This is a genomic window from Nitratireductor sp. (genome assembly GCF_017794765.1).
Taxonomy (GTDB): domain Bacteria; phylum Pseudomonadota; class Alphaproteobacteria; order Rhizobiales; family Rhizobiaceae; genus Nitratireductor.
Genome location: NZ_CP051236.1, coordinates 1,176,642 through 1,198,222 on the forward strand (window position 1 = coordinate 1,176,642; position 21,581 = coordinate 1,198,222).

The 21,581-nt window shown below is 60.0% G+C and carries 20 protein-coding genes, 1 pseudogene and 1 riboswitch; of the genes and pseudogenes, 8 read left to right on the plus strand and 13 right to left on the minus strand.

From position 1 onward, the window contains the following. Nucleotides 1–9 precede the first annotated feature (9 nt). Both HF949_RS05680 and phoU read left to right on the plus strand, forming a co-directional pair. Nucleotides 10–1,212, plus strand: coding sequence for an ATP-binding protein (locus HF949_RS05680; RefSeq protein ID WP_292898906.1), 1,203 nt, complete (start codon nt 10–12; stop codon nt 1,210–1,212). A gap of 105 nt (nt 1,213–1,317) precedes the next feature. Continuing rightward, a complete protein-coding gene (phoU, locus tag HF949_RS05685) occupies nt 1,318–2,034 on the plus strand; it encodes a phosphate signaling complex protein PhoU (RefSeq protein ID WP_292898907.1) in 717 nt (238 codons plus the stop codon). Nucleotides 2,035–2,097: 63 nt separating this feature from the next. Here the strand turns inward: phoU and HF949_RS05690 are convergent, their stop codons facing one another. After that, a complete protein-coding gene (locus HF949_RS05690) occupies nt 2,098–2,484 on the minus strand; it encodes a RidA family protein (RefSeq protein WP_292898909.1) in 387 nt (128 codons plus the stop codon). Between the two features lie 119 nt (nt 2,485–2,603). Between HF949_RS05690 and HF949_RS05695 the strand changes: the two genes are divergently transcribed. Then, nucleotides 2,604–3,530: a LysR family transcriptional regulator gene (locus HF949_RS05695; RefSeq protein ID WP_292900009.1), complete on the plus strand. Its 927-nt coding sequence runs from the start codon at nt 2,604–2,606 to the stop codon at nt 3,528–3,530. Nucleotides 3,531–3,537: 7 nt separating this feature from the next. Here the strand turns inward: HF949_RS05695 and HF949_RS05700 are convergent, their stop codons facing one another. Beyond that, entirely contained in the window at nt 3,538–4,053 is a 516-nt protein-coding gene (locus HF949_RS05700; protein WP_292898911.1) for a GcrA family cell cycle regulator, read from the minus strand. A 375-nt stretch (nt 4,054–4,428) separates the two neighbouring features. Here HF949_RS05700 and HF949_RS05705 point away from each other — a divergent pair, with 375 nt between their 5' ends. From HF949_RS05705 to HF949_RS05715, 3 genes are read left to right on the plus strand one after another with little or no spacing between them, the layout of a single operon-like run. Then, a complete protein-coding gene (locus tag HF949_RS05705) occupies nt 4,429–5,622 on the plus strand; it encodes an aspartate aminotransferase family protein (RefSeq protein ID WP_292898913.1) in 1,194 nt (397 codons plus the stop codon). Nucleotides 5,623–5,641: 19 nt separating this feature from the next. Beyond that, complete coding sequence (gene argF / locus HF949_RS05710; protein WP_292898915.1) at nt 5,642–6,559, plus strand: ornithine carbamoyltransferase; 918 nt, start codon at nt 5,642–5,644, stop codon at nt 6,557–6,559. Further along, nucleotides 6,541–7,542 carry an Hsp33 family molecular chaperone gene (locus HF949_RS05715; protein WP_292898930.1) on the plus strand — a complete coding sequence of 334 codons (1,002 nt, stop codon included), beginning with the start codon at nt 6,541–6,543 and terminating at the stop codon, nt 7,540–7,542. Before argF ends, HF949_RS05715 begins: the two co-directional genes overlap by 19 nt. On the opposite strand, the gene apaG is transcribed toward HF949_RS05715, so the two are convergent. Beyond that, nucleotides 7,535–7,927, minus strand: coding sequence for a Co2+/Mg2+ efflux protein ApaG (gene apaG, locus HF949_RS05720; RefSeq protein ID WP_292898932.1), 393 nt, complete (start codon nt 7,925–7,927; stop codon nt 7,535–7,537). The two genes, HF949_RS05715 and apaG, sit on opposite strands and share 8 nt — an antisense overlap. 191 nt (nt 7,928–8,118) lie before the next feature. Between apaG and HF949_RS05725 the strand changes: the two genes are divergently transcribed. Continuing rightward, nucleotides 8,119–8,724: a CDP-alcohol phosphatidyltransferase family protein gene (locus tag HF949_RS05725; RefSeq protein WP_292898934.1), complete on the plus strand. Its 606-nt coding sequence runs from the start codon at nt 8,119–8,121 to the stop codon at nt 8,722–8,724. Between the two features lie 8 nt (nt 8,725–8,732). Here the strand turns inward: HF949_RS05725 and HF949_RS05730 are convergent, their stop codons facing one another. Continuing rightward, the gene (locus HF949_RS05730; protein WP_292898936.1) at nt 8,733–9,923 is read right to left on the minus strand and encodes an O-succinylhomoserine sulfhydrylase; all 1,191 of its coding nucleotides are present in this window, start codon (nt 9,921–9,923) and stop codon (nt 8,733–8,735) included. A 49-nt stretch (nt 9,924–9,972) separates the two neighbouring features. After that, a riboswitch (SAM riboswitch) is annotated at nt 9,973–10,050 on the minus strand. Between the two features lie 83 nt (nt 10,051–10,133). Here HF949_RS05730 and HF949_RS05735 point away from each other — a divergent pair. Then, a complete protein-coding gene (locus tag HF949_RS05735; protein WP_292898938.1) occupies nt 10,134–11,225 on the plus strand; it encodes a 2'-deoxycytidine 5'-triphosphate deaminase in 1,092 nt (363 codons plus the stop codon). Nucleotides 11,226–11,234: 9 nt separating this feature from the next. Here HF949_RS05735 and HF949_RS05740 read toward each other — a convergent pair whose 3' ends face one another. The 9 genes and pseudogenes from HF949_RS05740 to HF949_RS05780 form a co-directional block, all read right to left on the minus strand. Beyond that, nucleotides 11,235–12,032, minus strand: a complete 798-nt coding sequence (locus HF949_RS05740) for an ion transporter (RefSeq protein ID WP_292898940.1) — start codon at nt 12,030–12,032, stop codon at nt 11,235–11,237. A gap of 207 nt (nt 12,033–12,239) precedes the next feature. Next, nucleotides 12,240–14,150: a PhoX family protein gene (locus HF949_RS05745; RefSeq protein WP_292898942.1), complete on the minus strand. Its 1,911-nt coding sequence runs from the start codon at nt 14,148–14,150 to the stop codon at nt 12,240–12,242. Between the two features lie 154 nt (nt 14,151–14,304). Continuing rightward, nucleotides 14,305–14,606 (minus strand): annotated as a pseudogene (locus HF949_RS05750) (TonB-dependent receptor domain-containing protein); the annotation flags it as partial. Between the two features lie 63 nt (nt 14,607–14,669). Then, complete coding sequence (locus tag HF949_RS05755) at nt 14,670–15,998, minus strand: aspartate aminotransferase family protein (RefSeq protein ID WP_292898944.1); 1,329 nt, start codon at nt 15,996–15,998, stop codon at nt 14,670–14,672. 13 nt (nt 15,999–16,011) lie between these two features. Further along, nucleotides 16,012–16,887 carry a MurR/RpiR family transcriptional regulator gene (locus tag HF949_RS05760; protein WP_292898946.1) on the minus strand — a complete coding sequence of 292 codons (876 nt, stop codon included), beginning with the start codon at nt 16,885–16,887 and terminating at the stop codon, nt 16,012–16,014. A 13-nt stretch (nt 16,888–16,900) separates the two neighbouring features. Beyond that, on the minus strand, nt 16,901–18,205 hold the full coding sequence (locus tag HF949_RS05765) for a TRAP transporter large permease (protein ID WP_229450448.1): 1,305 nt from the start codon (nt 18,203–18,205) through the stop codon (nt 16,901–16,903). 10 nt (nt 18,206–18,215) lie between these two features. After that, nucleotides 18,216–18,731 carry a TRAP transporter small permease subunit gene (locus HF949_RS05770; protein ID WP_292898949.1) on the minus strand — a complete coding sequence of 172 codons (516 nt, stop codon included), beginning with the start codon at nt 18,729–18,731 and terminating at the stop codon, nt 18,216–18,218. A 60-nt stretch (nt 18,732–18,791) separates the two neighbouring features. Further along, complete coding sequence (locus HF949_RS05775; RefSeq protein WP_292898951.1) at nt 18,792–19,907, minus strand: C4-dicarboxylate TRAP transporter substrate-binding protein; 1,116 nt, start codon at nt 19,905–19,907, stop codon at nt 18,792–18,794. Beyond that, nucleotides 19,904–21,391, minus strand: a complete 1,488-nt coding sequence (locus tag HF949_RS05780; protein ID WP_292898953.1) for a M81 family metallopeptidase — start codon at nt 21,389–21,391, stop codon at nt 19,904–19,906. The genes HF949_RS05775 and HF949_RS05780 overlap by 4 nt, the downstream gene beginning before the upstream one ends. Nucleotides 21,392–21,581: the final 190 nt, after the last annotated feature.

The following is a 21,581-nucleotide window of genomic DNA, read 5'->3' on the forward strand; positions in this document are numbered from 1 at the left end:
GTTGGCGGTATGAAAGATGAAAAGCGGGAAGCAGGGCAGCGAAAGGTTCTGCAGCGTATCAGGCAGCGCGGAACACCGCTTGTGCGGGCCCTCCATGCTTTTGTGAAGCGCGACACTCCGGACGAAGACAGCGGGCAACGCCCGACCGCGCGGGGCGACATTGACTCGCTGCCTGCCGTTTATCTGGCTGCGGCGGTACTCGATCCGCTTTATATTTTCGACGCTGGCGGAAGCATTCTCTACTCCAACGAGGCCGCCGACCTTGCATTTGGCCCTGTCACAAAGAACGTATCCCTGCGGCTGAAGTTCCGCGCACCCGAAATGCACGAGCTTGTCAGTCGTGTCATATCGGGCGAAGAGGAATCGACTGCGATCAACTACGCTGAGCGCGTGCCGGTGGAGCGGGCCTATCGTGTGGTGGCGAGCCGGATCGGAAACGACACCGGTCTCTATGTGCTGATGTTCAAGGATCAGAGCGAGGCGCGTCGGATCGACCGGATGCGGGCGGACTTCATCGCGAATGCAAGCCATGAGTTGCGAACGCCGCTCGCGTCCGTTGCAGGCTTCATCGAAACATTGCGCGGCCCGGCCCGCGATGATCCTGCGGCACGGGATAACTTCCTGCAGATCATGCAGAACCAGACGCAGCGAATGGCCCGCCTGATCGATGATCTGCTTTCGCTTTCACGCCTGGAAATGAAGCCCTACCAAAAACCGAACGTTCAGATCGATGTGGTGGCGCTGGTAAAGGGGGTGATCGAATCCATGCGGCATATCGCCAGTGAGAACGGGGTCGACATCGTCTCCGAGCTCGGCGACACGCCGCTTTTGGTGGCCGGTCATTCCGATGAGCTGGTTCAGGTTTTTGAGAACCTGTTGGAGAACGCCTGCAAATACGGCAGCTCAGGCGAACGGATAATTGTCTCTGCGGATCAGGCAAGCCCCATGGACGAAGTGCGTGTCACGGTGCGGGATTTTGGGCCTGGCATTCCTGAAGAACATATCCCCCGCATCACCGAGCGCTTTTATCGCGTCGATGTGGAAACCAGCCGCACGCAGAAAGGCACGGGTCTCGGCCTGTCCATCGTCAAGCACATATTGACGCGGCATGACGCTCGATTGTCGGTCAAGTCCGGATCCGGCCAGGGGGCGGCATTCATGGTGCACTTTCCACCGGTTCCACCGTCTGCATCCGTTGGCGAGCGCACCTGAAGGCGCGCTTGCGCAGGGTTGCGCGACTTTCATTTTCCCGCCATCACAATCACATAGTAAGGGTGGGAAACAGCGAGGCCGGTTTGGCTGAAGAGGAATGATATCATGCAGAACCAGCACACGATGCGGTCCTTCGACGATGAGTTGAACTACCTGTCGGACCAGATCGCAGCGATGGGTGGGTATGCTGAGCGCATGGTCGCAGAATCCGTCGCGGCGCTGGTGCAGTCAGACTCAGGTCTTGCCCGGAAGGTGGTGGAAGACGACGCATTTCTCGACGCCAAGGAGCGGGAGATCGGCGAGCGGGCCGTCATCATCATCGGCAAACGGCAGCCGGTTGCCGATGACCTGCGCGAGATTGTCGGCGCGATCCGCATCTCTTCGGACCTGGAGCGTATCGGCGACCTCGGCAAAAACATCGCAAAGCGTGTCGTTGCCGTGACTGAGGGCAAACAGCCGGTTCGTCTCTTTCGCGGATTGGAGGCACTTGCCGGCCTGGCGCTCACCCAGTTGAAGGAAGTGCTCGACGTTTATGCGTCCCGATCCGTTGAGCGGATCGGTTTCGTTCGCGACCGGGATGAGGAAATTGATGCGATGTACACGTCGCTCTTCCGGGAACTTCTTACCTACATGATGGAAGACCCGCGCAACATCACCGCCTGTACGCATCTTTTGTTCTGCGCCAAGAACATTGAGCGTATCGGTGATCATGCGACCAACATTGCCGAGACCGTGCACCACATCGTGACAGGACGTCAGTTGCCGCTGGAGCGTCCAAAGGAAGATCAAAGCCACAGCGTCATTGCGGAACCCGAGGCGTAGGAATCTCTTGATCCCGGAGAACGCGGTCCAGCGCACGCCGGAGCGTGCGCCAGAAGGCATGCGTCATGCGTTTGCGATAGCGATGGCCTCGATTTCGATCATTGCTTCTGGGGTGTAGAGAGCCTTCACCTCAAGAATGCTGTCGGCGGGGTAGGGTGCGGAAAAGAACTCCCGCCGCAACGTGACCACGTCAGCGAAATTCTGCATGTCGGTCACGAAAATGGTCACCTTGGCGACATCGCGGAAACCCAGCCCTCCACTGTTGAGTGCGCGTTCCAGGTTTTTGAAAGCGCGGCGCCCCTGGGCCAGAAATCCACCTTCAACGATCTGACCATCCTCGTCATATCCGGCCTGGCCCGAAATGAATACAAGATTGCCCGCCTGAATTCCTTGAGAAAGCAGGTAAGGGGCATAAGGGTCAGGTTCGGTGTGGATCTGCTTGAGTGTCATGGCTGTTCTCCATTTGAGTTATAAATCAGCTATGACGCAGCTACCCCGCTGTGACAAAAGGTGAATTCTCAGCATATAAATGAATTTTGTTCATCCATATGGAGGTCGCCTTGTCCTGGATGCCGTTGCCCGCGCTGCGCACTTTCGTCGAGGTGGCGCGTTGGGGAAGCTTTAAAAAAGCGGCCCATATGCTCAATGTGACACCGACAGCCGTCAGTCATCAGATCAGAAAGCTGGAAGAGCAATTGGGTTGCGACCTCTTCGAGCGCCACGTGCGGCGCATCCTGTTGACCCGGGAAGGCGCTCGTCTCTATCCGATACTGGAGGATGCATTCGGGCGCATTGGCGATGCATTGGATGCGGTCCGGCGCGATCTTTCTCAGAGCTCGCTGGTGGTTTCGGCGACCATGGCCGTCTCGACGTTCTGGATTGCGCCGCAGGTGCGTGCGTTCCGTACTGCGTTCCCTGAGCTGGGCTGCCGTATTCTTGCCTCCGATGATGTGGTCGATCTGGGGAGCGGTGATGCCGATCTTGCGGTTCGGTTCCAGCGGGATATCAATCCTGGCCTTGAAAGTCTCGACCTTGCCCCCGGGAGATTTGCACCTGTGGCGGCTCCATCTCTTGCCCGCTTGTCCGTCCGCGACGCGCCGCTTCTGGCGTTTGAATGGATGTCACCCCACCCCGAAGCGCCTGATTGGGAAAAATGGTGGCGGGAAGCCGGCTTTGGGGCTCTCGATACGGGGCGGATTGCGTGGTTCTCGGATGAGGCCCATGCCGTCCAGGCGGCAATAAGCGGGCAGGGAGTCCTTCTCGCGAATGTAAGCCTGCTTGGGCGGGAGCTGGCTACGGGTCTTCTGAAATGGCTGGATGGGCCGATATTGCCTTATGGGCAGTTCCGCCTGGTTCGTTCCCGAAAACGACGGAGCGCCATCGAGGACGCCGCCTGGCAGTGGTGGTGTTCGGCACTTTCGAGAGCGGCTTCACCAATCGACAAAGAAAACCCGGCCGCGGTAAACCTTGGCCGGGTTAGTCCAGAGGAGACATAGGATAGGTTCAGCGGCTCCTGCGCCGCTCCGATGCGGGCTGATAGGCAAGACGTGAATGATAGGTGCAGTAAGGGCCGTTCTCGCCCGCTTCATTGCCGCAGAAGCTGAAGTCTTCAGAAAGAGGGTCGCCGTTCGGCCATTTGCAGGTGGTCTCGGTGAGTTGCACCAGCTCAAGCTTGCGCGAGATCGGGACCACCACATTTTCCGTCGGGCGAAGATAGGTCCGGGCTACCGGCTCCTCGTCAAACTGAGCCTGCAGTGCTGTTGCACCCACGCTGACCGTGGTTGGCCGGGTATTGCGGGGTCGGCGCGACGTCGTCGTGCCCTGTGCCGCGGGGGGCGCCTTTTTCTGGCGGGTGCGCGGGCTGGTGGCGCGGCCCCGGCTGGACAGCTTGAGGCGGTGGACCTTTCCAATCACGGCATTGCGGCTGACGCCGCCAAGCTGTGCGGCGATCTGGCTTGCGCTCAAGCCCTCCGCCCACAATTTCTTCAAGGTTTCGACTCTTTCGTCAGTCCAGTTCATCGGGACACGCTCCTGTCCAAGCGTGCGGAATCCGAATCCAGTCTCGCTCAGCCAAAGCTGAGGGAGCACCATATGATCATGGTAGATGTGGTCCGCCGCACAAAATGTAGTCTTTTTGCTTGGGCTGAAACTACCTTATCGCGAGACTCCGTGACAAGAGTCCTTACCGTAAGCTGATTCGCTTTTTGGGGTTTTCCCCAATTTGCTGGTTTTTGCTGTCACTGAGCTGTCGTGCCCGCGTGCGTTGACAGCCAAGCGGAAACAACCGATAAATCGCACGAGTGCCGCCCCTTGGGCGGCATTTTGATTTCATTCGTCCGTGCCCGTACTTGTTCGGAGCGGATACCAATCTCAGGCTCAGCGGAGACCGTGTGGATGCGTGAATCTGCGCTTTATGGAACTTATGCTCGCCAGCCACTGGCGTTTGAACGAGGCGAAGGATGCTGGATAGAGACCGCTGAAGGCGAGCGCTATCTGGATTTCGCAGCCGGAATTGCAGTCAACTCGCTGGGTCATGCCCATCCGCATCTTGTCGCTGCGTTGACGGAGCAGGCCGGCAAACTGTGGCATGTCTCTAATGTATACGAGATACCCGGCCAGGCTCGGCTCGGAGAGCGGCTGGCTGAAAACAGCTTCGCCGACAGGGTGTTCTTCACCAATTCCGGCGCAGAGGCGCTGGAGTGCGCCATCAAGACGGCGCGGCGCTACCACCATGTGAACGGGCAGCCCGAACGCTATCGCGTGATCACGTTCGAAGGCGCGTTCCACGGCCGTACGCTCGCAACCATCGCCGCCGGCGGACAGGCGAAGTATCTCGAGGGTTTTGGCCCGAAAGTCGACGGCTTCGATCAGGTTCCGTTTGACGATACCGAAGCGCTTCTGAAAATGATTGGCCCCGAGACGGCCGCGATCCTGGTCGAGCCCATCCAGGGCGAGGGCGGGGTTCGCCCGATCCCCAACGCATCATTGAGACGTCTACGCGAAATCTGTGATCGCCACGGGCTGCTGCTCATCCTTGATGAGGTGCAGAGCGGCGTTGGACGTACCGGCAAGCTGTTTGCACATGAATGGGCAGAGATCACTCCTGACCTCATGGCTGTGGCGAAGGGGATTGGCGGCGGCTTTCCGCTGGGCGCCTGCCTGGCGACGTCGGAAGCCGCCAAGGGCATGACCCCCGGCACCCACGGCACAACCTTTGGCGGCAATCCGCTCGCAATGGCTGTGGGCAATGCGGTTCTGGATATCGTTCTCGCTGATGGCTTCATGGAAAGCATCAGCAGGAAAGGGCTTCAGTTCAAGCAGAGCCTTGCTGCCGTCGCGGACGAGTTCCCGGACATTATCGAGGGCGTCCGCGGCGAGGGCCTCATGCTCGGCATCAAATGCAAGGTGCAGAATCTGCGTCTGCTGGAGGCGCTGCGCGATCAGAAGATGCTCGTGGTGCCGGCTGGTGACAACGTACTTCGGCTTTTGCCGCCATTGATCATTACCGAAGACGAGATCCGCGAGGCGGTAAAGCGCATCCATGATGCCGCCGCCGCGGTGAGGGCGACCGAAAAAGCCGATGCTTGAGAAAACCAGGGAGACGGGCATGGCCAGTGGTCTGCGCCACTTCATTGATCTTTCGACCGTTGATCCGCAGGATCTGCGTTTCATGCTCGACGATGCACGAGCACGCAAGGCGCGGCTGAAGGCCGGCGAGCGCGAAAGGCCTCTGGAAGGCAAGGCGTTGGCGATGATCTTCGATAAGCCGTCGACCCGTACCCGCGTTTCCTTTGATGTCGGCATGCGTCAGCTTGGCGGTGAAACGATCATGCTCACGGGCGCGGAGATGCAACTCGGCCGCTCCGAGACCATCGCTGATACGGCAAAGGTGCTCTCGCGCTATGTCGATGCGATCATGATCCGCACGACAGCGCATGAGCGTCTTGTCGAACTGGCGGAGAATGCCACCGTTCCGGTGATCAACGGGCTGACGGATGACACGCATCCGTGTCAGATCATGGCCGATATTCTCACCTTCGAGGAGCATCGGGGTCCGGTCAGGGACAGGCTCTTTGCATGGACAGGTGACGGCAACAATGTGCTGCATTCGCTGATCGAGGCATCTGCACGCATGGAGTTCCGGCTCAACATCGCGGTGCCCCCCGGCAGCGAGCCTATGGCACGGTATGTCGACTGGGCGCGTGCGAATGGCGGGCGGGTCACTTTCATGAAAACCGCCGAGGAAGCCGTGGCCGACGCCGACTGCGTCGTAACCGACACCTGGGTGTCGATGGGGCAGGAGCATCGTGCGCGCGGCGACAATGTCTTCAAGCCCTTCCAGGTGAATGAGGCGCTGATGAAGCACGCCAAATCCGACGCACTGTTCATGCATTGCCTGCCGGCTCATCGGGGCGAGGAAGTGACTGACGAGGTCATCGACGGGCCGCATTCGGTGGTGTTCGATGAGGCGGAAAACCGCCTTCATGCACAAAAGGCAGTTCTTGCATGGTGTCTCAACAGGTGACAGGCGAAACAAGACAATTGGGCGAGTTTGGCTTCGCCGGCGACGACCACGTCGTTCCTTTCGACGTCGATCCGCTGGATGTGCGCGGTCGCGCGGTTCAGCTCGGACCGATGCTCGATCAGATCCTTGCACGCCACACCTATCCCGAGCCGGTTGCCCGTCTGCTGGCAGAAGTTATCGTTCTCACCGTGCTTCTCGGGAGCTCGCTCAAGTTCGAGGGCAAATTCATCGTCCAGACCCGCTCCGACGGGCCGGTCGACATGCTGGTTGCCGATTTTTCCACGCCGAGCTCCATGCGGGCCTATGCGCGTTTTGACGAGACACGTCTCGAAGAGGCGATTGCAGCCGGCAAGGATGCTCCGGAGGATCTCCTTGGCGCCGGTGTTCTGGCTCTGACCGTGGATCAGGGGGCCGACATGCAGCGCTACCAGGGCATCGTACAACTCGACGGAGCCACGCTGGAGGACGTCGCGCGCACCTATTTCCGCCAGTCCGAGCAGATACCGACCGAGGTTCGTTTGGGCGTGGCCAAGATGGTTTTGCCGGGCGGTGAGAGTGGAGAGGAACATTGGCGGGCCGGCGGTCTGCTTCTGCAGTTCCTTCCCAGCTCGCCTGAGCGTATGCGCGGCCTGGACCTTCCTGGCGGCGACGGTGACGAGGGGCACGAAGGGTCCACCCATCCCGAAGACGACGCATGGCAGGAAGCGCGTATGTTGCTTTCCACTGCTGAAATGACGGAACTCGTTGACCCCACGGTCGGAGCCGAACGCCTGCTTTATCGCCTGTTTCACGAGCACGGTGTGCGCGTCTATGAAGGCTCTGACGTGCGCGATGACTGCTCATGCTCGCGAGACAAGATCAAGGCCGTTCTGGATGGCTTCACGCCGGAAGAGGTGGCTGACAGCACCGAGGATGGCGTCATACGCGTCACCTGTGAGTTCTGTTCAACCGAATACGTCTTCGATCCGACGGATTTCAGTTGACCCGGGCTGAGGCGCCGGGAAGATCGAGTGAGAAGGCGGGTATGTCGATCTCGAAAAGCGCTCCGCGCGGTCCTCGCATCGTGTAACGCCCCACCATGATGCCGGATGGAGCGGTTAGCGGGCACCCGGACGTATATGTGTAGCTGTCGCCCGGTTGCAGGACCGGCTGCTCTCCCACCACACCTTCTCCGCGCACCTCCTGAACCCGTCCCGTCTCGTCGGTGATGTGCCAATAACGCGCGACGAGTTGAACAGTCTCGGGCGAATGGTTCGTGATTGTGATCCGGTAAGCCCATACGAAATGGCCGCTTTCCGGGTCCGATTGTGCGGACAGATAGCTCGGTTCGGCGCTCACTTCGATTGATTGGGTAACAGCTCTGTACATGGCTCAAACTCACATTGCGCGCACTCGACGCAGGAAGGATGGAGCCTTCCCGTGAAAGATCAAGAGCATAGCAGAGATGAGATGGCGGATCATGTATGAGGTTCGGTGATCTTTCATGACGCCATTGTGAGCGGCATGAGAGGTCGAATGGCGATAAGCATGGGGCAATGAGAACAACTTGCTGGTGAAACATGCTTGACGGTTGGGCACACCGAAAGATCGACCCCGGGTTATCGGCCATGGCCACCCGTCTTGCGGCAGCGGGGGTACGCGCCAATGCCGTCACCTATGCCGGGCTTGTTCTGGGGGTTGCCGCCGCCGCTCTCATAGCATGTCAGGCATTTTGGGCAGGGCTCGCCCTTATTCTGGCCAGCCGCTTATGCGACGGGTTGGACGGGGCCATCGCCAGAATTCACGGCAAGACCGATTTCGGCGGCTATCTCGACATCGTTCTGGACTTTGCCTTCTACGGCGCGGTGCCGCTCGGCTTCATCGTCGCCGATCCCGATGCGAATGCGATCGCCGGCGCAGTGCTCCTGCTGGCTTTCTACGTCAATGGCGCCAGCTTTCTCGCCTACGCGATCATGGCCGAGAAACACCGACTCAAGAGCGATGCCCGGGGCGAGAAATCGCTGTTCTTCACCACGGGGCTTGCCGAAGCGAGTGAGACACTGGCTGTATTCGTGGCCATGTGTCTCTTACCGTCGTGGTTCTCCATGCTTGCCTACGGTTTCGCCGCGCTTACCGCTTATACCACCGTTTCACGCATTGTTCTGGCGGGCAGGCGGTTCAGCTGAAATCTCGGCTAGATCGCGTCCAGCGCCCGTTCGATGTCGGCAAGAAGGTCGTCGCAATCCTCCAGACCGACCGACAGGCGCAGCGTGCCGTCACCAATCCCCAGCTCTGCACGGGCGTCATCCGACAGATTTTTGTGGGTGGTCGTTGCCGGGTGGGTGATGAGGCTTTTGGCATCGCCGAGATTGTTTGAAATCTGGAAGATTTTTAAAGCATTCTCAAAAGCAAATGCGTCCTTCTTGCCGCCTTTCAGCTCAGCGCAGATAAGCGTCGAGCCGCCTTTCATCTGCCGGGCGATAATGTCGGCCTGTGGGTGATCCCTGCGACCCGGATAGATGACGCGGGCGACCTTGGGATGGGCAGCAAGCAGGTCGGCGATGCGGCCGGCGCTCTCGGTCTGCTGGCGCACGCGCAGCGGCAGTGTTTCCAGCCCCTTGAGCAGTGTCCATGCGTTGAAGGGTGAAAGACTGGGCCCGGTGTGGCGGAAGAAGTCCTGCAGATGCTCGTCCACCCACTCCTTATCCGACAAGACGACACCGCCCAGACATCGGCCCTGACCGTCAATGTGCTTGGTAGCGGAATAGACGACCACGTGCGCGCCCAGTTCAAGGGGCTTCTGCAGGAGAGGGGTGGCGAAAACGTTGTCGACAACCAGCCGGCCACCGATCTCGTTGGCAAGGGCGGCGACACCGGCAATGTCAGCCACCTCCAATGTCGGATTGGTAGGGCTTTCAAGAAAGAACAGCTTTGTGTTGGGGCGTATGGCCGCTTTCCAGTTTTCGAGCTTCGCGCCGTCGACAAGCGTTGTCTCGATCCCGTAGCGAGGCATCAGTGTCTCGACCACCCAGCGGCAGGATCCGAAAAGCGCGCGACCGGCCACCACATGATCGCCTGCTTTGAGCGAACAAAGGAGCGCAGCGGTGACAGCCGCCATGCCGGAAGACATGGCCCGCGCCTCTTCCGCACCTTCCAGCGCGCACATGCGGCGCTCGAACATGTCGACGGTTGGGTTGGCATAGCGGGAGTAGACGAAGCCCGGTTCCTCACCCTTGAAACGGGCTTCCGCAGCTTCCGCGCTGTCATAGATAAAGCCCTGCGTCAAATAGAGCGCTTCGGAGGTCTCGCCAAACTGTGAGCGGGTGACCCCGCCATGGACAAGCGCTGTCTGTGGTTTCCAGTCGTTCTTGGAATTGTCTGTCATCGCTTCTACACCCAACAAAAAACCGGCCGCGAGAAGCCGCATGCCGGTCCGGTGATCGAGCGCGGCCTTTTAGCGACTTCTTTAACGTGGCTGCAAGCCGACCGGCCAAATCACCACGGGATAAAGCTCCATTACGCCTTCAAGCGCCTTGCGTCAACGACAAGCGGCGCTAAACCTCGTTCAATCAAATCCTGTGCAAGGAGAGGGGCGTTGGCAAAAGCGGGAATTCTGCCGGACAAGGATATTGCGGCACTGTTCGACAATGGAGCGCTCGCCTCGGCCCGCCCGCTGGATCACGATCAAATTCAGCCGGCCAGCCTCGATCTGCGACTTGGCACCGTCGCCTATCGCGTGCGCGCCAGCTTCCTGCCGGGGCCAAACCACCGCGTTTCGGAAAAGCTTGAGAAACTCAAGCTGCATGAGATCGCGCTTGGTGAGGGTGCAGTTCTGGAGACAGGCTGCGTCTATATTGTTCCACTGCTGGAGGGGCTCGATCTGCCAGACGGAATTTCCGCGTCGGCCAATCCGAAAAGCTCCACCGGACGCCTCGACATCTTTACCCGCGTGATGACCGATAACGGGCAGGAGTTCGACAAGATCCCCGCCGGCTATTCCGGTCCGCTCTATATGGAGGTGAGCCCCCGCACCTTCCCGATCGTCGTGCGCACCGGCTCGCGTCTTTCGCAAATCCGTTTCCGCACTGGCAAGGCGCTGCTCGATGAAAGCGCTCTGGCGGAACTGCATGCGCGCGAGACGCTTGTTGCTTCGGAAGATCCCAACATCACCGGCGGTGGTATCGCGCTTTCGGTCGACCTGAGCGGTGGCAGCAACGGGTTGATCGGCTACCGCGCTAAACACCACACGGCGCTGATCGACGTGGACAAGCGCGATCAGCACGATATCGCGGACTTCTGGGAACCGCTGGCCGGCGATGGTGCGGGCGGCCTGATCCTCGATCCCGACGAGTTCTACATTCTCGTGTCGCAGGAAGCGGTGCATGTGCCACCGCACCATGCCGCCGAGATGACGCCCTTCGATCCATTGGTGGGCGAGTTCCGCGTGCACTATGCGGGCTTCTTCGATCCCGGTTTTGGCCATTCCTCCGCCGGAGGCACTGGCAGCCGCGCGGTTCTGGAAGTGCGCAGCCATGAGGTTCCATTCATTCTCGAGCATGGCCAGATCGTCGGCCGCCTCGTCTACGAACGGATGCTTTCACGCCCCGGAGCGCTCTACGGTGCGGATCTCAAATCCAATTATCAGGGCCAGTCGCTCAAGCTTTCCAAGCACTTCCGCATGGGCTGACCGCGAAGGTCAGCGCTCTTCTCGCACCTTTTCCGCGGCCATTGCCTGCACTTCTTTGCGCAGGGCTCGAATCTCGTTGAGGATGATCTCCTGCTCGGCCTGCAGGGCGGTGCGTTCGGCCGATGCCTCTTCATCATGCTCGGCCTGCATGGCCGAGACGATGATACCGATAAACAGGTTCAGCACGGTGAAAGTGGTCGAGACGATAAACGGAATGAAGAAGAGCCAGGCAAACGGATAGACTTCCATCACCGGACGGACGATCCCCATCGACCAGCTTTCCAGCGTCATGATCTGGAAGAGCGAATAGGCGGAAAGGCCTATCGTACCAAACCAGTCCGGAAAGGACGCACCGAACAGCTTCGTGGCCATGACAGCGAATACATAATAAACCAGCCCCAGAAGCAGCATGATGGAGCCCATGCCGGGCAGGGCTGAAATCAGTCCGCCGACCACACGCCGCAATGACGGCACCATGCTGACGAGCCGCAGAACACGCAGGATGCGCAGCGCGCGCAAAACCGAGAGCCCGGCGGTCGCCGGAACAAGTGCAATCCCCACCACCACAAGGTCGAAGATGCGCCAGGGGTCGCGGAAGAAGTTTTGCCGGTACACGGCAACCCGCGCGAGAAGCTCGGCGACGAAAACGCCCAGAATGGCCTGGTCCAGTGTTTTCAATAGCGGGCCAAATGCATCCATGGCCCGTTCAGAAGTCTCAAGACCCAGCGTGATCGCATTGACGACGATAAGGGCAGTGATGACCGCTTCGAAGCGGCGGGATTCGATCAGGCTTTTGAGCGCTTGCACGTTTGGAAGTCCGGTTGGTGTTTTGCAGATTGGCGGCAAACAGGTGGGATGGATTTGGCGAAACGTCAAGCCGTTCGCGACAGTTCGGCCATAACGCGGCTGCGGCGCGGTCACCCGAGAAGTGGGAGCATCGTGCTCATTTCCCCTGAACGAAACGAGGCAGGAAGCGTGGCTTCCTGCCTCGTTCATCAATTGCAGCGGTTCGAGCTAGCCGATGACTTCACCGTCTTCCCGCCAGACGGAGATCACTGCCGAGCGTGGCTTTCCATTGCCGTCCGGCCAGTTGCCGCCCGGATGCTGGATGCCGACGAACGCAACCTTGCGATCTGCCGACCAGGTGAGACCGGTCACTTCTGCGCCGTTCGGAGCTGTCAGGAAGCGGGCGATTTCACCGGTTTCGGGGTTGCCGACCAGCATCTGGTTGTTCCCCTGTCCTTCAAACTCGCCCTCATTGCTGTCATCACCATCGGTCTGGATCCACAGCAATCCGTCGGAAGAGAAAGCCATGCCATCGGGGGAATTGAACATGTTGCCTTCGTTGATGTTGTCCGAGCCGGCATAGACATTGTTGTAGGCCTTGGGGTTGCCGGCCATGACATAGAGATCCCAGGTGAACGTGTCGGCGCCGTGGTCCTCTCCTTCCGGCCGCCAGCGAACGATCTGGCCGAAATTGTTGGTCTCGCGGGGGTTGGGGCCACCCACGGGCTGTTCATCGCCGCCGGCATTGGCTTTCACACCGCGGTTCTTGTTGTTGGTCAGGGCGCAATATGCCTCCACCCGCAACGGGTTGGCGGCAACCCATTCCGGACGATCCATTGTGGTAGCGCCGACCTTGGAGCCAGCGATACGGGAAAAGACAAGAATCTCCTCAATGGTCATGCCGGTGGACTCTGGCGTCAGGGGCAGCCATTCGCCGGTCATGTCATCGTTGAACTTGGCGACATAGAGCGTGCCGTCGGAAAGCAGACCGTCCCCCGGCTGGCCTTCGGCCCAGGTGCCGTTCGACACATATCGATAGATGAACTCGCCACGCTCATCATCGCCCATATACACCACGACGCGCCCGTCGGCCGCCTGCACCATCTCGGCGTTTTCATGTTTGAAGCGTCCGAGCGCGGTGTGCTTGACAGGTGTCGATTCCGGATCGAGCGGGTCGATTTCAGTCACCCAGCCGTGACGGTTCGGCTCATTGGGCTCTTTGGACAGATCAAATCGTTCGTCAAATTTTTCATAGGCGTAACGGCCTTCGCCGCCGATGCCGTAGCGCACCTCGCCTTCCGTGGCTTCGTGATCCGGGACCTGACCCTCGGTGGTTTCACGTCTGGCCGTCGTGCCGAAATAGCCGTTGAAATTCTCTTCGCAGGTCAGATAGGTGCCCCAGAGCGTCTTGCCGGAGCCGCAATTGTTCATGGTTCCTTTCGGCGAGAGGCCTTCCGGATCGGCATTCGTTTTTACCAGATCGGAGCCCGCCGCCGGGCCATCCATGGTCATGGGTGTCTCATGCGTGATGCGTCGGTTATAGGGGCTGTCCAGCACCACGGCATAGCCATCGCCATTGTCGGCGATCTCCATCACGGTCACGCCCTGCAGGTTCTTGAGGAGTTTCACCTCGTCCGCATTGCGGGGCATGCCTTCTGCTTCGGCCGGGAGGTTGATCTCCGGGTTCACATATTCGGAGTTGATGGCGAGGATCGTCTTGTCGCCGTCTATGAAAGTCTCCATGCCATCGGTGTTCTCGCCGAACACCTTGTCCGAGAACTCGACAGGAACCCCCCTTTCAGGCGAGTAGGTGCCTTCCGCATCCTTGAAAAGCGGGTCGCCCCAGCGAACAAGTGTTTTCCATCTATATCCTTTGGGGACGTGAATTTCGTGATCGGTCGCGATCCCGATGGGCTCAAACCTGAATGCCGCGCTTTCCGCCTTTGCAGTTGAGATGGAAGAAAGAACGCCGGACCCCATAACTGCGGCAGCGGAACCGAATGCGAGAACACCACCCAGAAAGCCGCGACGCGAGATGGCGCGCTCCACCACGGCGTCAAAACCATTGTCCTCAGGGCGCGGATCGCGCATTTCGTCGAATTCGTCCCATGACAGGCGAACGATATCCTGCTTGTTCATGACGGCAGTCCTCTGGCTGTTTGGCTGGATTGAGCCGCCGATGGCGGCATCTGCCGTTACCCGTAGCGAATGCATGCGACAGGATTTTTACAGGACTGTGTCCGGCGGGTCGAACTTAAGGCCGAAAATGAAAAGGGCCGACCATCGCGTTGGCATCCCGCATGTTAGTGGAAGCCGTTATGGTGTGTTTCATTCAAGGCATACCGCGCCACTTCGAGTGGGTGCAGAGTATCGCCGGCCAGACCCATGTTCATCTTGATCGGCGATCAGCCTTATCGCGACTGCGCTCATAGCCGAGTTCGAGGCGATGGCCTCCTGCTTCATGGCCGAGTTTGGCGAGAATGTTGCGCACCGCCGGCCCGGTGCCAGAATTTTAGGCCCGTCACCGCGCTCGTAAATCTTGCCGGTTGCGCCGTTCGTACCGTAAGAAAGACCGAGCCGGGACCCGATCATTTTGTCATGGAGCATTGGTCCGCGGTCGCCATGCGGGGCGTTCCAATACTCGGGGACATTCTAATACTATTGTCCTCCGAGCGCGGCGTCGACGGCGTGGCCCAGTTTCTCGACGATCAGATCAATGGTTTCCCCGTCGACATTGTAAGGCGGTGCCAGGAGAATGTGATCGCCGGAGGCTCCGTCGATCGTGCCGCTCCCCGGGTAGATCAAAAGCCCCATATCCATCGCGCTTTTCTTGATCGCAGCGCTGATTTTCCGGCCAGGTGAAAAAGGCTCTTTGGTATCGCGATGCTCGACCAGTTCGATGGCCTGCAGCAGGCCGCGCCCGCGCACATCCCCGATATGCGGGTGATTGCCGAACCGGGCGAGCAGTCGCTCGCGCAACTGAGCGCCGCGCGCAACCACATTGTCGATGAGGGAGTCGTCACGAATGATCTGCTGAACGGCAAGCGCCGCAGCGCAGGCCAGTGGATGGGCCGAATAGGTGTGCCCATGAACGAAACTGCCGCTGCCACCGGTGATGGTCTCGTAGACATCCTTTGAGCACATGACGGCGGCAATTGGCTGGTAGCCGCCGCCCAGCCCCTTGGCGAGTGTCAGAATGTCTGGCACCACATCGTCTTGTTCGCAGGCCAGAAAGCTGCCGGTTCTGCCCGAGCCGCACATCACTTCGTCGAGAATGAGGAGCACGCCGTAGCGATCACAGATTTCCCGGATTTTCTGAAAGTAGCCCTTTTCGGCGGCAACAGCGCCTGCGGTCGCTCCCACCACTGTTTCCGCCAGAAAGGCGATAACATTTTCAGGGCCGAGTTCCCTTATTTTGTCTTCGAGAAGGTTGGCAGCACGGTTTGCATAGTCATCCGCGCTCTCACCGGCGTGGGCATATCGGTAGGCGAAGCAGGGCTCGATCTTGGGTTCTTCGAGCAGGAACGGCGCGTAGGGTTTTCGCCGTGGCGGATTGCCCCCGACCGAGAGCGCGCCCAGCGTGTTGCCGTGGTAGCTCTGGTGCCTGGAGATCACCAGCCTGCGCGAGGGCTCACCGCGCTCGACATGATATTGACGCGCCATCTTGATCGCGGCTTCGATGGCTTCGGAGCCGCTGCCGACGAGATAGACCCTGTCGAGTGGAAGCGATGTCGCCGCGCACAGATGATCGGCGAGTGCCTCGGCCGCGTTCGAAGTGAAGAAGCTGGTATGCGCATAGCTGATCTGTGTCATCTGCTGCTGAATAGCCTCAAGAACACGCACATCGCCATGCCCGATGCACGATACGGCAGCGCCGCCGCAGGCATCGATATAGCGCTTGCCGGTCTCGTCGATGATGTAGGCGCCGTTCCCCCCGACAGCGACCGGAAGCGGGTTGCGGGGGGAGCGGTGAAAAACATGGGTCATTCGGAGGTCTCTGTTATCGTGCGCGCCGGTGCGCGTGGTAGGAGCCGGAGGCGTAAAGCTGTTCTTCGATGGTGCCGATTCGCTCCATGGCCGTGTCCTGAAGCTCTGTAAGCATGGCGGCGGCGAGCCCTTCGACAACGCCGACAGCCGAAATCACGGATGGAAAGAAGGACGGGCTTTCGGCTGAGAAGAGCAGGCTGGTGGATGCATGGGGTTGCAATGGTGTGGCGCGGCTGTCGCTCAGTGAAACCAGTTTCGCGCCGGAATTGCAGATGCCCTCAGCCACCATGTCGATCTCGCGCGCATAGGGCTGGAAATTGATGGAGAGAACCGCATCGCGCTCCGTCAGCATGGCAAGATCGGCCACCAGCGAAGAACCTTCGCTGCCGAGAAGCTCCACATTGGGCCGCAGCATCTTGCACAGATAGGTGAAGGTGAGCCCCGGCCCACGGCAGCTCATGAAGGCGGCAACGTAGAGCCGCTCGGCATGTGCAAGCGTTTTGGCGGCGGAAGCGATATCTGCGGTCGAATTGATCTCCAGCGCATAGGCAAGGCTTGCCTCCTGCGCCTTGAAGGTCTCGGCCAGAAGGCCGCTGCCCTTGTCCTGTTTGACGGCCGCCACAGCCTTGTCGGCATAGCGTGCGGGTCCGGTCCTGAAGCTGTCCGCATAAACGGCACGCAATTGCGACCAGTCGGCAAAATCCAGCGTGCGCGCCAGGCGCACGAGGGTGGCTGGCGCAACGCCGGCGCGGTTGGCGATCTCGCGCATGGAGAGCAGCACGACGTCGTCCGGGTGATCGATCAGGTAGCGGGCTCCATCGGCAAGCCGGCGGGGCAGCGTTTCAATTTGCGAGATCATGCGCTGTGTCAGCGCTTCAAGGTCTGTCATCTCTGCCATCCATTTACCCGCTTATAAGGCTGGGCAACCACAGGACGGTTGCCGGAAATGCGATGAGTATGGCGACCGTCACCACATCGGCAAGCAGGAACCATCCCACGCCGCGGAAGACATCGCTGATGGACACTTTATCGGCGACGACATTCTTGATGACGAAGACATTGAGACCGACCGGCGGTGTGATGAGCCCGATTTCCAGATATTTGGTGATCATGACGCCGGCATAGATCAGGCTGATATCCGCGGTCTCGAAGATCGGCAGGAGAACCGGAAGGGTGAGCAGCATCACCCCGATGGGATCGAGGAACATGCCGAGCACCAGATAGATCAGCGACACCGCGATGATGATCAGAAGCGGCGACATGTCCTCTCCGATAAGCCCCTGCACATAGTCGGGGAAGCCCGCAAAGGCGAAAAGCCGGGTCAGAAGCGCTGCGGCCACCGCTATGAGGAAGATTGCGGAGGTGGAGCGGATCGTCTCGAACGCAGCCGCCTTCAGCGCTTCCCAGCTCAGTGTGCGCTTGGCAAAGCCGATGGCGATGGAGGCAAGGGCACCGATGGCGCCGGCTTCGGTTGCGGAGAAAAGCCCGGCAAAGATGCCGCCAAAAACAGTTATGACGAGCAGGAAGAGCGGCCATGTCTCGCCAAGCGCAAGAAACCGCTCGCGCCAGTCGACGCTCGTCTCGCGCGGAGCAAGCGCCGGGTTGTGCTTGACGCGAAGCAGGATCATCAGGCCATACATGAGCGCGGTCAGAAGGCCCGGTATCACGGCCCCGATGAAAAGCTCGCTGACGGGAACCTCGGCAAAAACGGCATAGAGAAGCAGGATGGTGCTTGGGGGGATGAGCGATCCCATCGTGCCTGCGGCGGCAATCGTGCCAACGGCAAGCTTGGCGTCGTACCCACGGTCGAGCATGGCCGGTACGGCGATCTTGCCCATGGCGGCTGCACAGGCGACGGACGAGCCGGTGACGGAAGAAAAGAGCGCGGCCCCACCCACCGAGGAGATGGCAAGCCCGCCGGGCAGAAAATTCAGCCAGGCGCGGGCGACACGGAAAAGCCCGTCTGTCAAACCGGCGGAAAAGCAAACATAACCCATGAACAGGAACATAGGGATGGCGCTCAGGCTCCAATGGGCGGCGAAGGCATGGGGAACCGAGCGCATGACGCCCCATGTCGCCCGTTCTCCCACAAGGAGATACATGCCGACGATTGCGACGAGGCCCAGCGCTGCCGCAACGGGAACGCGCAGCGCAAGGAGGATCATGAGCGCCCCAAGCGCCCAGTAGACGAGGGTGATGCTATCCACGGTGAGGCCCTTAGTGGTCGCTGTTTTGTGTCTGGGGTGAAACGGCGCGCGAAATCGCGCAAGCCGCTCGGACAAGGCAGAGAAGTGCCGTCAGGAAACCCGCCACCGGCAGGAAAAAGCGCGGCGGCCATGTGATCACGGGGATCATGCCGACAATGAACTCGCCCTGACGATAGGCGCGCAGCGCCTGTTCAAACCCCGCATAGGCGATCAGTGCCAGAAACGCGCCGAAGCAGATCAGCGCAAAGGCATCGAGCACCGCCTGTGCCCTTGGTCCCAGCCCCTGATAGAACAGATCGACGGCAATGTTCTCGTTGCGCCATTCGACATTGAGCAACGGAAGAAAGATGAGTGCCGGCATCCACCAGTCCGACACGATCTCCAGTGTGGAGGGCATCGGCTTGCCAAAGAGGTAACGGCCGCCGACATCCAGGCAGATCTGGAACATCATGACGACGAGACACAGGCTGGCCAGAAACGCCAGCAGGCGGCCAATTCGGCCCAGAAAGAGATCGATTGTTTGCATGGTGGATCCCGGCTGATCAAAAGCGTGGGCGGCACCCGCAAGGGCGCCGCCGTGACAGGCTCAAAGGCCGTATTCGGTTTCAGAAAGCTTGTCGAAGATCTCGGTCTTCATGCGCTCTGCGAGGGCCTCGTCGGAAAGGCCGGATGCGGTGATCTCTTCCCACTTGGCCAAAGCCGCCTGATAGCTCTCGATCAGCGATTGCGCGTCGTCCACTCCGTAGACGTCCTTCGCCTTCGTCACAATCGCAGAAACGTCCTGGCTGTTGAAACTGGCGATTTCGGCTTCAAGCGCCTCCGGCTTGTCCAGAACCTTCATGCCGTGATCGGCCGCTTCGGCTTTCGCCTCCTCGTTCTGCGCGACATAGGCCTTGGTCGTCGCAACGATGGCCTCGGCCATCTTGTCCAGCATGACGCGCCGGTTCTCGGGGGTGAGCTCCGCCCAGCTGTCCTTGTTGAAGGCGAGAAGCGGCCCGGAATTGTAGACGCCGAAACTGCCGAGCGTGATCGTGTCGGCGACATCCCAGAGCGAATGCGTTTTCAGCGAAGCGGCGGGCTGCATGGCAACGTCGATGACACCCTTGTCGAGCGCCTCATACATTTCCGAGCTGGAGGTGTGGACGACCGTCGCGCCAGCCTCACCGATCCAGCGATCCCACGCGCCGCCGGGCGAACGAACACGCTTGCCGGCGATGTCCGCCGTCTTGCCGATCTCGCTCTTGCTGATCAGCGCATAGGGCGCGGTGGCATAGCTGCCGGTATAGACCACGTTCTGCCTGGAAAATTCTGCAATGCAGGGCGCGCAGTTCAAGAGGGTGAATTCGGTGACGGCCGCCGCGACGGCAAGGGAGTTGCCGCTCAGCATGGCAAGCTCTGCCACAAGCTGGCTGGTGGGAAGCTGTGCCGGGTTGTAGGTGAGCGCGAGCACGGAAGCATCAGCCACGCCATCGCCCAGTCCCGTCAGGGTTTCCTTGCCACCCAGAAGCGCGCCGCCCGAAACGAGCTTGAAGGTCACATCTCCCTTGGAGGCTTCGGCCACCGCCGGGAAATATGTTTCATAGCCAGCGAAGATTGTCGGATGCGACGGGGCGACCCAGGAACTGACTGTGAGTTCGATCGCAGCGGCGCTGGCCGTGCTGGCGGCCAGAGCGAGAATGGCGGCGGTGATGGTTTTCTTCATGTTACCCTCTGTTCTTTCAGGTTGAAGCGCTCCCGAGGCACATTTCGGAAGGGCAGTTTTGAAACGTCAGCCATGGCTGGCCCCAGCGTTTCGCAGGACTGGATGACGTCGAACCGGTTGCCGAATGCAGCCCGGAAATGGTTTTTCGCCTTGGCGAGCAGGACGGGCACGTCGTCGATCTCGATCCCGTGAAGACGGAAATAGGCGCTGTCATTGGGAGACTGGCAGCCCGTGGTCACGATGACCCGAAGGTTTCCGACGTGCAGCAGAGCTGTCGGGCCGAGATCCACCTTCATGCCCCGCTCCATGGCGTCCTCGTTCTGGAAACGCCCATCGGTGATCCGCAGGACTTCGGCCCGGCAGGCGACGGGCTTTCCGAAGCGGACGTCGAGCCTTGCGCCGAGGCTGATGTCGAGCTCTGCACCAATGCCCGCCCGATGGGCTTCCGCCACGATCTCCGGTGCGGAGAAGAACGCAAACACGCTGCCATCTGGCAATTCCGCATTCATGGCAGCACGGAAGAGGCCTGGTGTGTCGCCAATTCCTCCGGAAAGGGGATTGTCGGCTGGCTCAAGGATCGCAACGCGACTTCCATCAGCCCATGGGCGGCCCGCGAGCACCGCTTCAGCCGAGGGAAGATCAGGCTGAAAGCGAGCCTGCGTGCCTCGCATATAGCCGGCAACATGATCCGCCAGAGCCTGCCCCTGATATCTGTCCTCGCATGTCACGAGAACGCCGGAGTTGGCCTGCGGAACGTCCGCATAGGCGAAGCTTGCAAAGGGATAGGCAACCGGAAAGAGAGACTTGCCGCCGATCTTGAGGCCCGCCGCCCGTGCTTCTTTTTCGATATCCAGCATGGGGCCGGGCCCATCGGTGCGCATGTTGAAGCTCGGCAGGATCCTGTCGATCGTTTTCAAAAGCACACGGCTCTGCACCCCGTTCCTGATGATGTGCGCCAGCATGTCCAGCGCGTCGCGCGCGGCCTCAGCCATGTCTATGTGAGGATAGGTCCGGTAAACGGTAGCGGCATTGAGCATGCCGGCAAGCTCCGGCGCGATGCAGGCATGCATGTCGAAGGACGCGGCAATGGGCAATTCCGGAAAGCGGCGACGCAGTGCCGCGACCAGTGTCGTTTCCGGATCCGGGTCGACGGTGCCGATGCAGGCTCCATGGAGAGACAGATACAGACCGTCGATACCCGTCAAAGCCGGGTCTTCCGCAATCTCTGCCGTTAGCCGGTCAAGAAGCGTCTGTTCAACCGGTCCGGCCGGAGCGGCCGAAGCGCAGCGCGAGAAGACCAGTTCAACGTCCGGGTGCATGGCAGCCCAGGAAAGCGCTCCGCCAGGCTCGGTGGATGTGTTTCGGTAAAGCACGGCAGCTTCGTCGCCACGGCACCATTCGCGCGCCTCGAAATGTTCGAGTTTTGTCTGGCAAACCGAGAATGAGTTCGCTTCGTGCCAAAGGCGAGCGATGCCGATACGCATACTTCATCCGACTAAAATAAAACAAATGTTCCGATACTTAAAAAATAATTGTTTTGTTTTGTCAACAGCATTCGGGCTTTCGGTCGACCTGTAGAGGCTATGTGGCCGGCAGCCTTGGTCAATCGGCGGAAGGGGGGCATGAAAAGAACGCGCACTGGTTTCGACGCCGGCTTTGTGTGATCATCTCTGA

What these genes read in the sequence shown, in the direction of transcription:
- HF949_RS05680 (WP_292898906.1), top strand. Translation starts at nt 10, where the DNA reads ATGAAAGATGAAAAGCGGGAAGCAGGGCAGCGAAAGGTTCTGCAGCGT.
- phoU (WP_292898907.1), top strand. Translation starts at nt 1,318, where the DNA reads ATGCAGAACCAGCACACGATGCGGTCCTTCGACGATGAGTTGAACTAC.
- HF949_RS05690 (WP_292898909.1), bottom strand. Translation starts at nt 2,484, where the DNA reads ATGACACTCAAGCAGATCCACACCGAACCTGACCCTTATGCCCCTTAC.
- HF949_RS05695 (WP_292900009.1), top strand. Translation starts at nt 2,604, where the DNA reads ATGCCGTTGCCCGCGCTGCGCACTTTCGTCGAGGTGGCGCGTTGGGGA.
- HF949_RS05700 (WP_292898911.1), bottom strand. Translation starts at nt 4,053, where the DNA reads ATGAACTGGACTGACGAAAGAGTCGAAACCTTGAAGAAATTGTGGGCG.
- HF949_RS05705 (WP_292898913.1), top strand. Translation starts at nt 4,429, where the DNA reads ATGCGTGAATCTGCGCTTTATGGAACTTATGCTCGCCAGCCACTGGCG.
- argF (WP_292898915.1), top strand. Translation starts at nt 5,642, where the DNA reads ATGGCCAGTGGTCTGCGCCACTTCATTGATCTTTCGACCGTTGATCCG.
- HF949_RS05715 (WP_292898930.1), top strand. Translation starts at nt 6,541, where the DNA reads ATGGTGTCTCAACAGGTGACAGGCGAAACAAGACAATTGGGCGAGTTT.
- apaG (WP_292898932.1), bottom strand. Translation starts at nt 7,927, where the DNA reads ATGTACAGAGCTGTTACCCAATCAATCGAAGTGAGCGCCGAACCGAGC.
- HF949_RS05725 (WP_292898934.1), top strand. Translation starts at nt 8,119, where the DNA reads ATGCTTGACGGTTGGGCACACCGAAAGATCGACCCCGGGTTATCGGCC.
- HF949_RS05730 (WP_292898936.1), bottom strand. Translation starts at nt 9,923, where the DNA reads ATGACAGACAATTCCAAGAACGACTGGAAACCACAGACAGCGCTTGTC.
- HF949_RS05745 (WP_292898942.1), bottom strand. Translation starts at nt 14,150, where the DNA reads ATGAACAAGCAGGATATCGTTCGCCTGTCATGGGACGAATTCGACGAA.
- HF949_RS05755 (WP_292898944.1), bottom strand. Translation starts at nt 15,998, where the DNA reads ATGACCCATGTTTTTCACCGCTCCCCCCGCAACCCGCTTCCGGTCGCT.
- HF949_RS05760 (WP_292898946.1), bottom strand. Translation starts at nt 16,887, where the DNA reads ATGACAGACCTTGAAGCGCTGACACAGCGCATGATCTCGCAAATTGAA.
- HF949_RS05770 (WP_292898949.1), bottom strand. Translation starts at nt 18,731, where the DNA reads ATGCAAACAATCGATCTCTTTCTGGGCCGAATTGGCCGCCTGCTGGCG.
- HF949_RS05775 (WP_292898951.1), bottom strand. Translation starts at nt 19,907, where the DNA reads ATGAAGAAAACCATCACCGCCGCCATTCTCGCTCTGGCCGCCAGCACG.
- HF949_RS05780 (WP_292898953.1), bottom strand. Translation starts at nt 21,391, where the DNA reads ATGCGTATCGGCATCGCTCGCCTTTGGCACGAAGCGAACTCATTCTCG.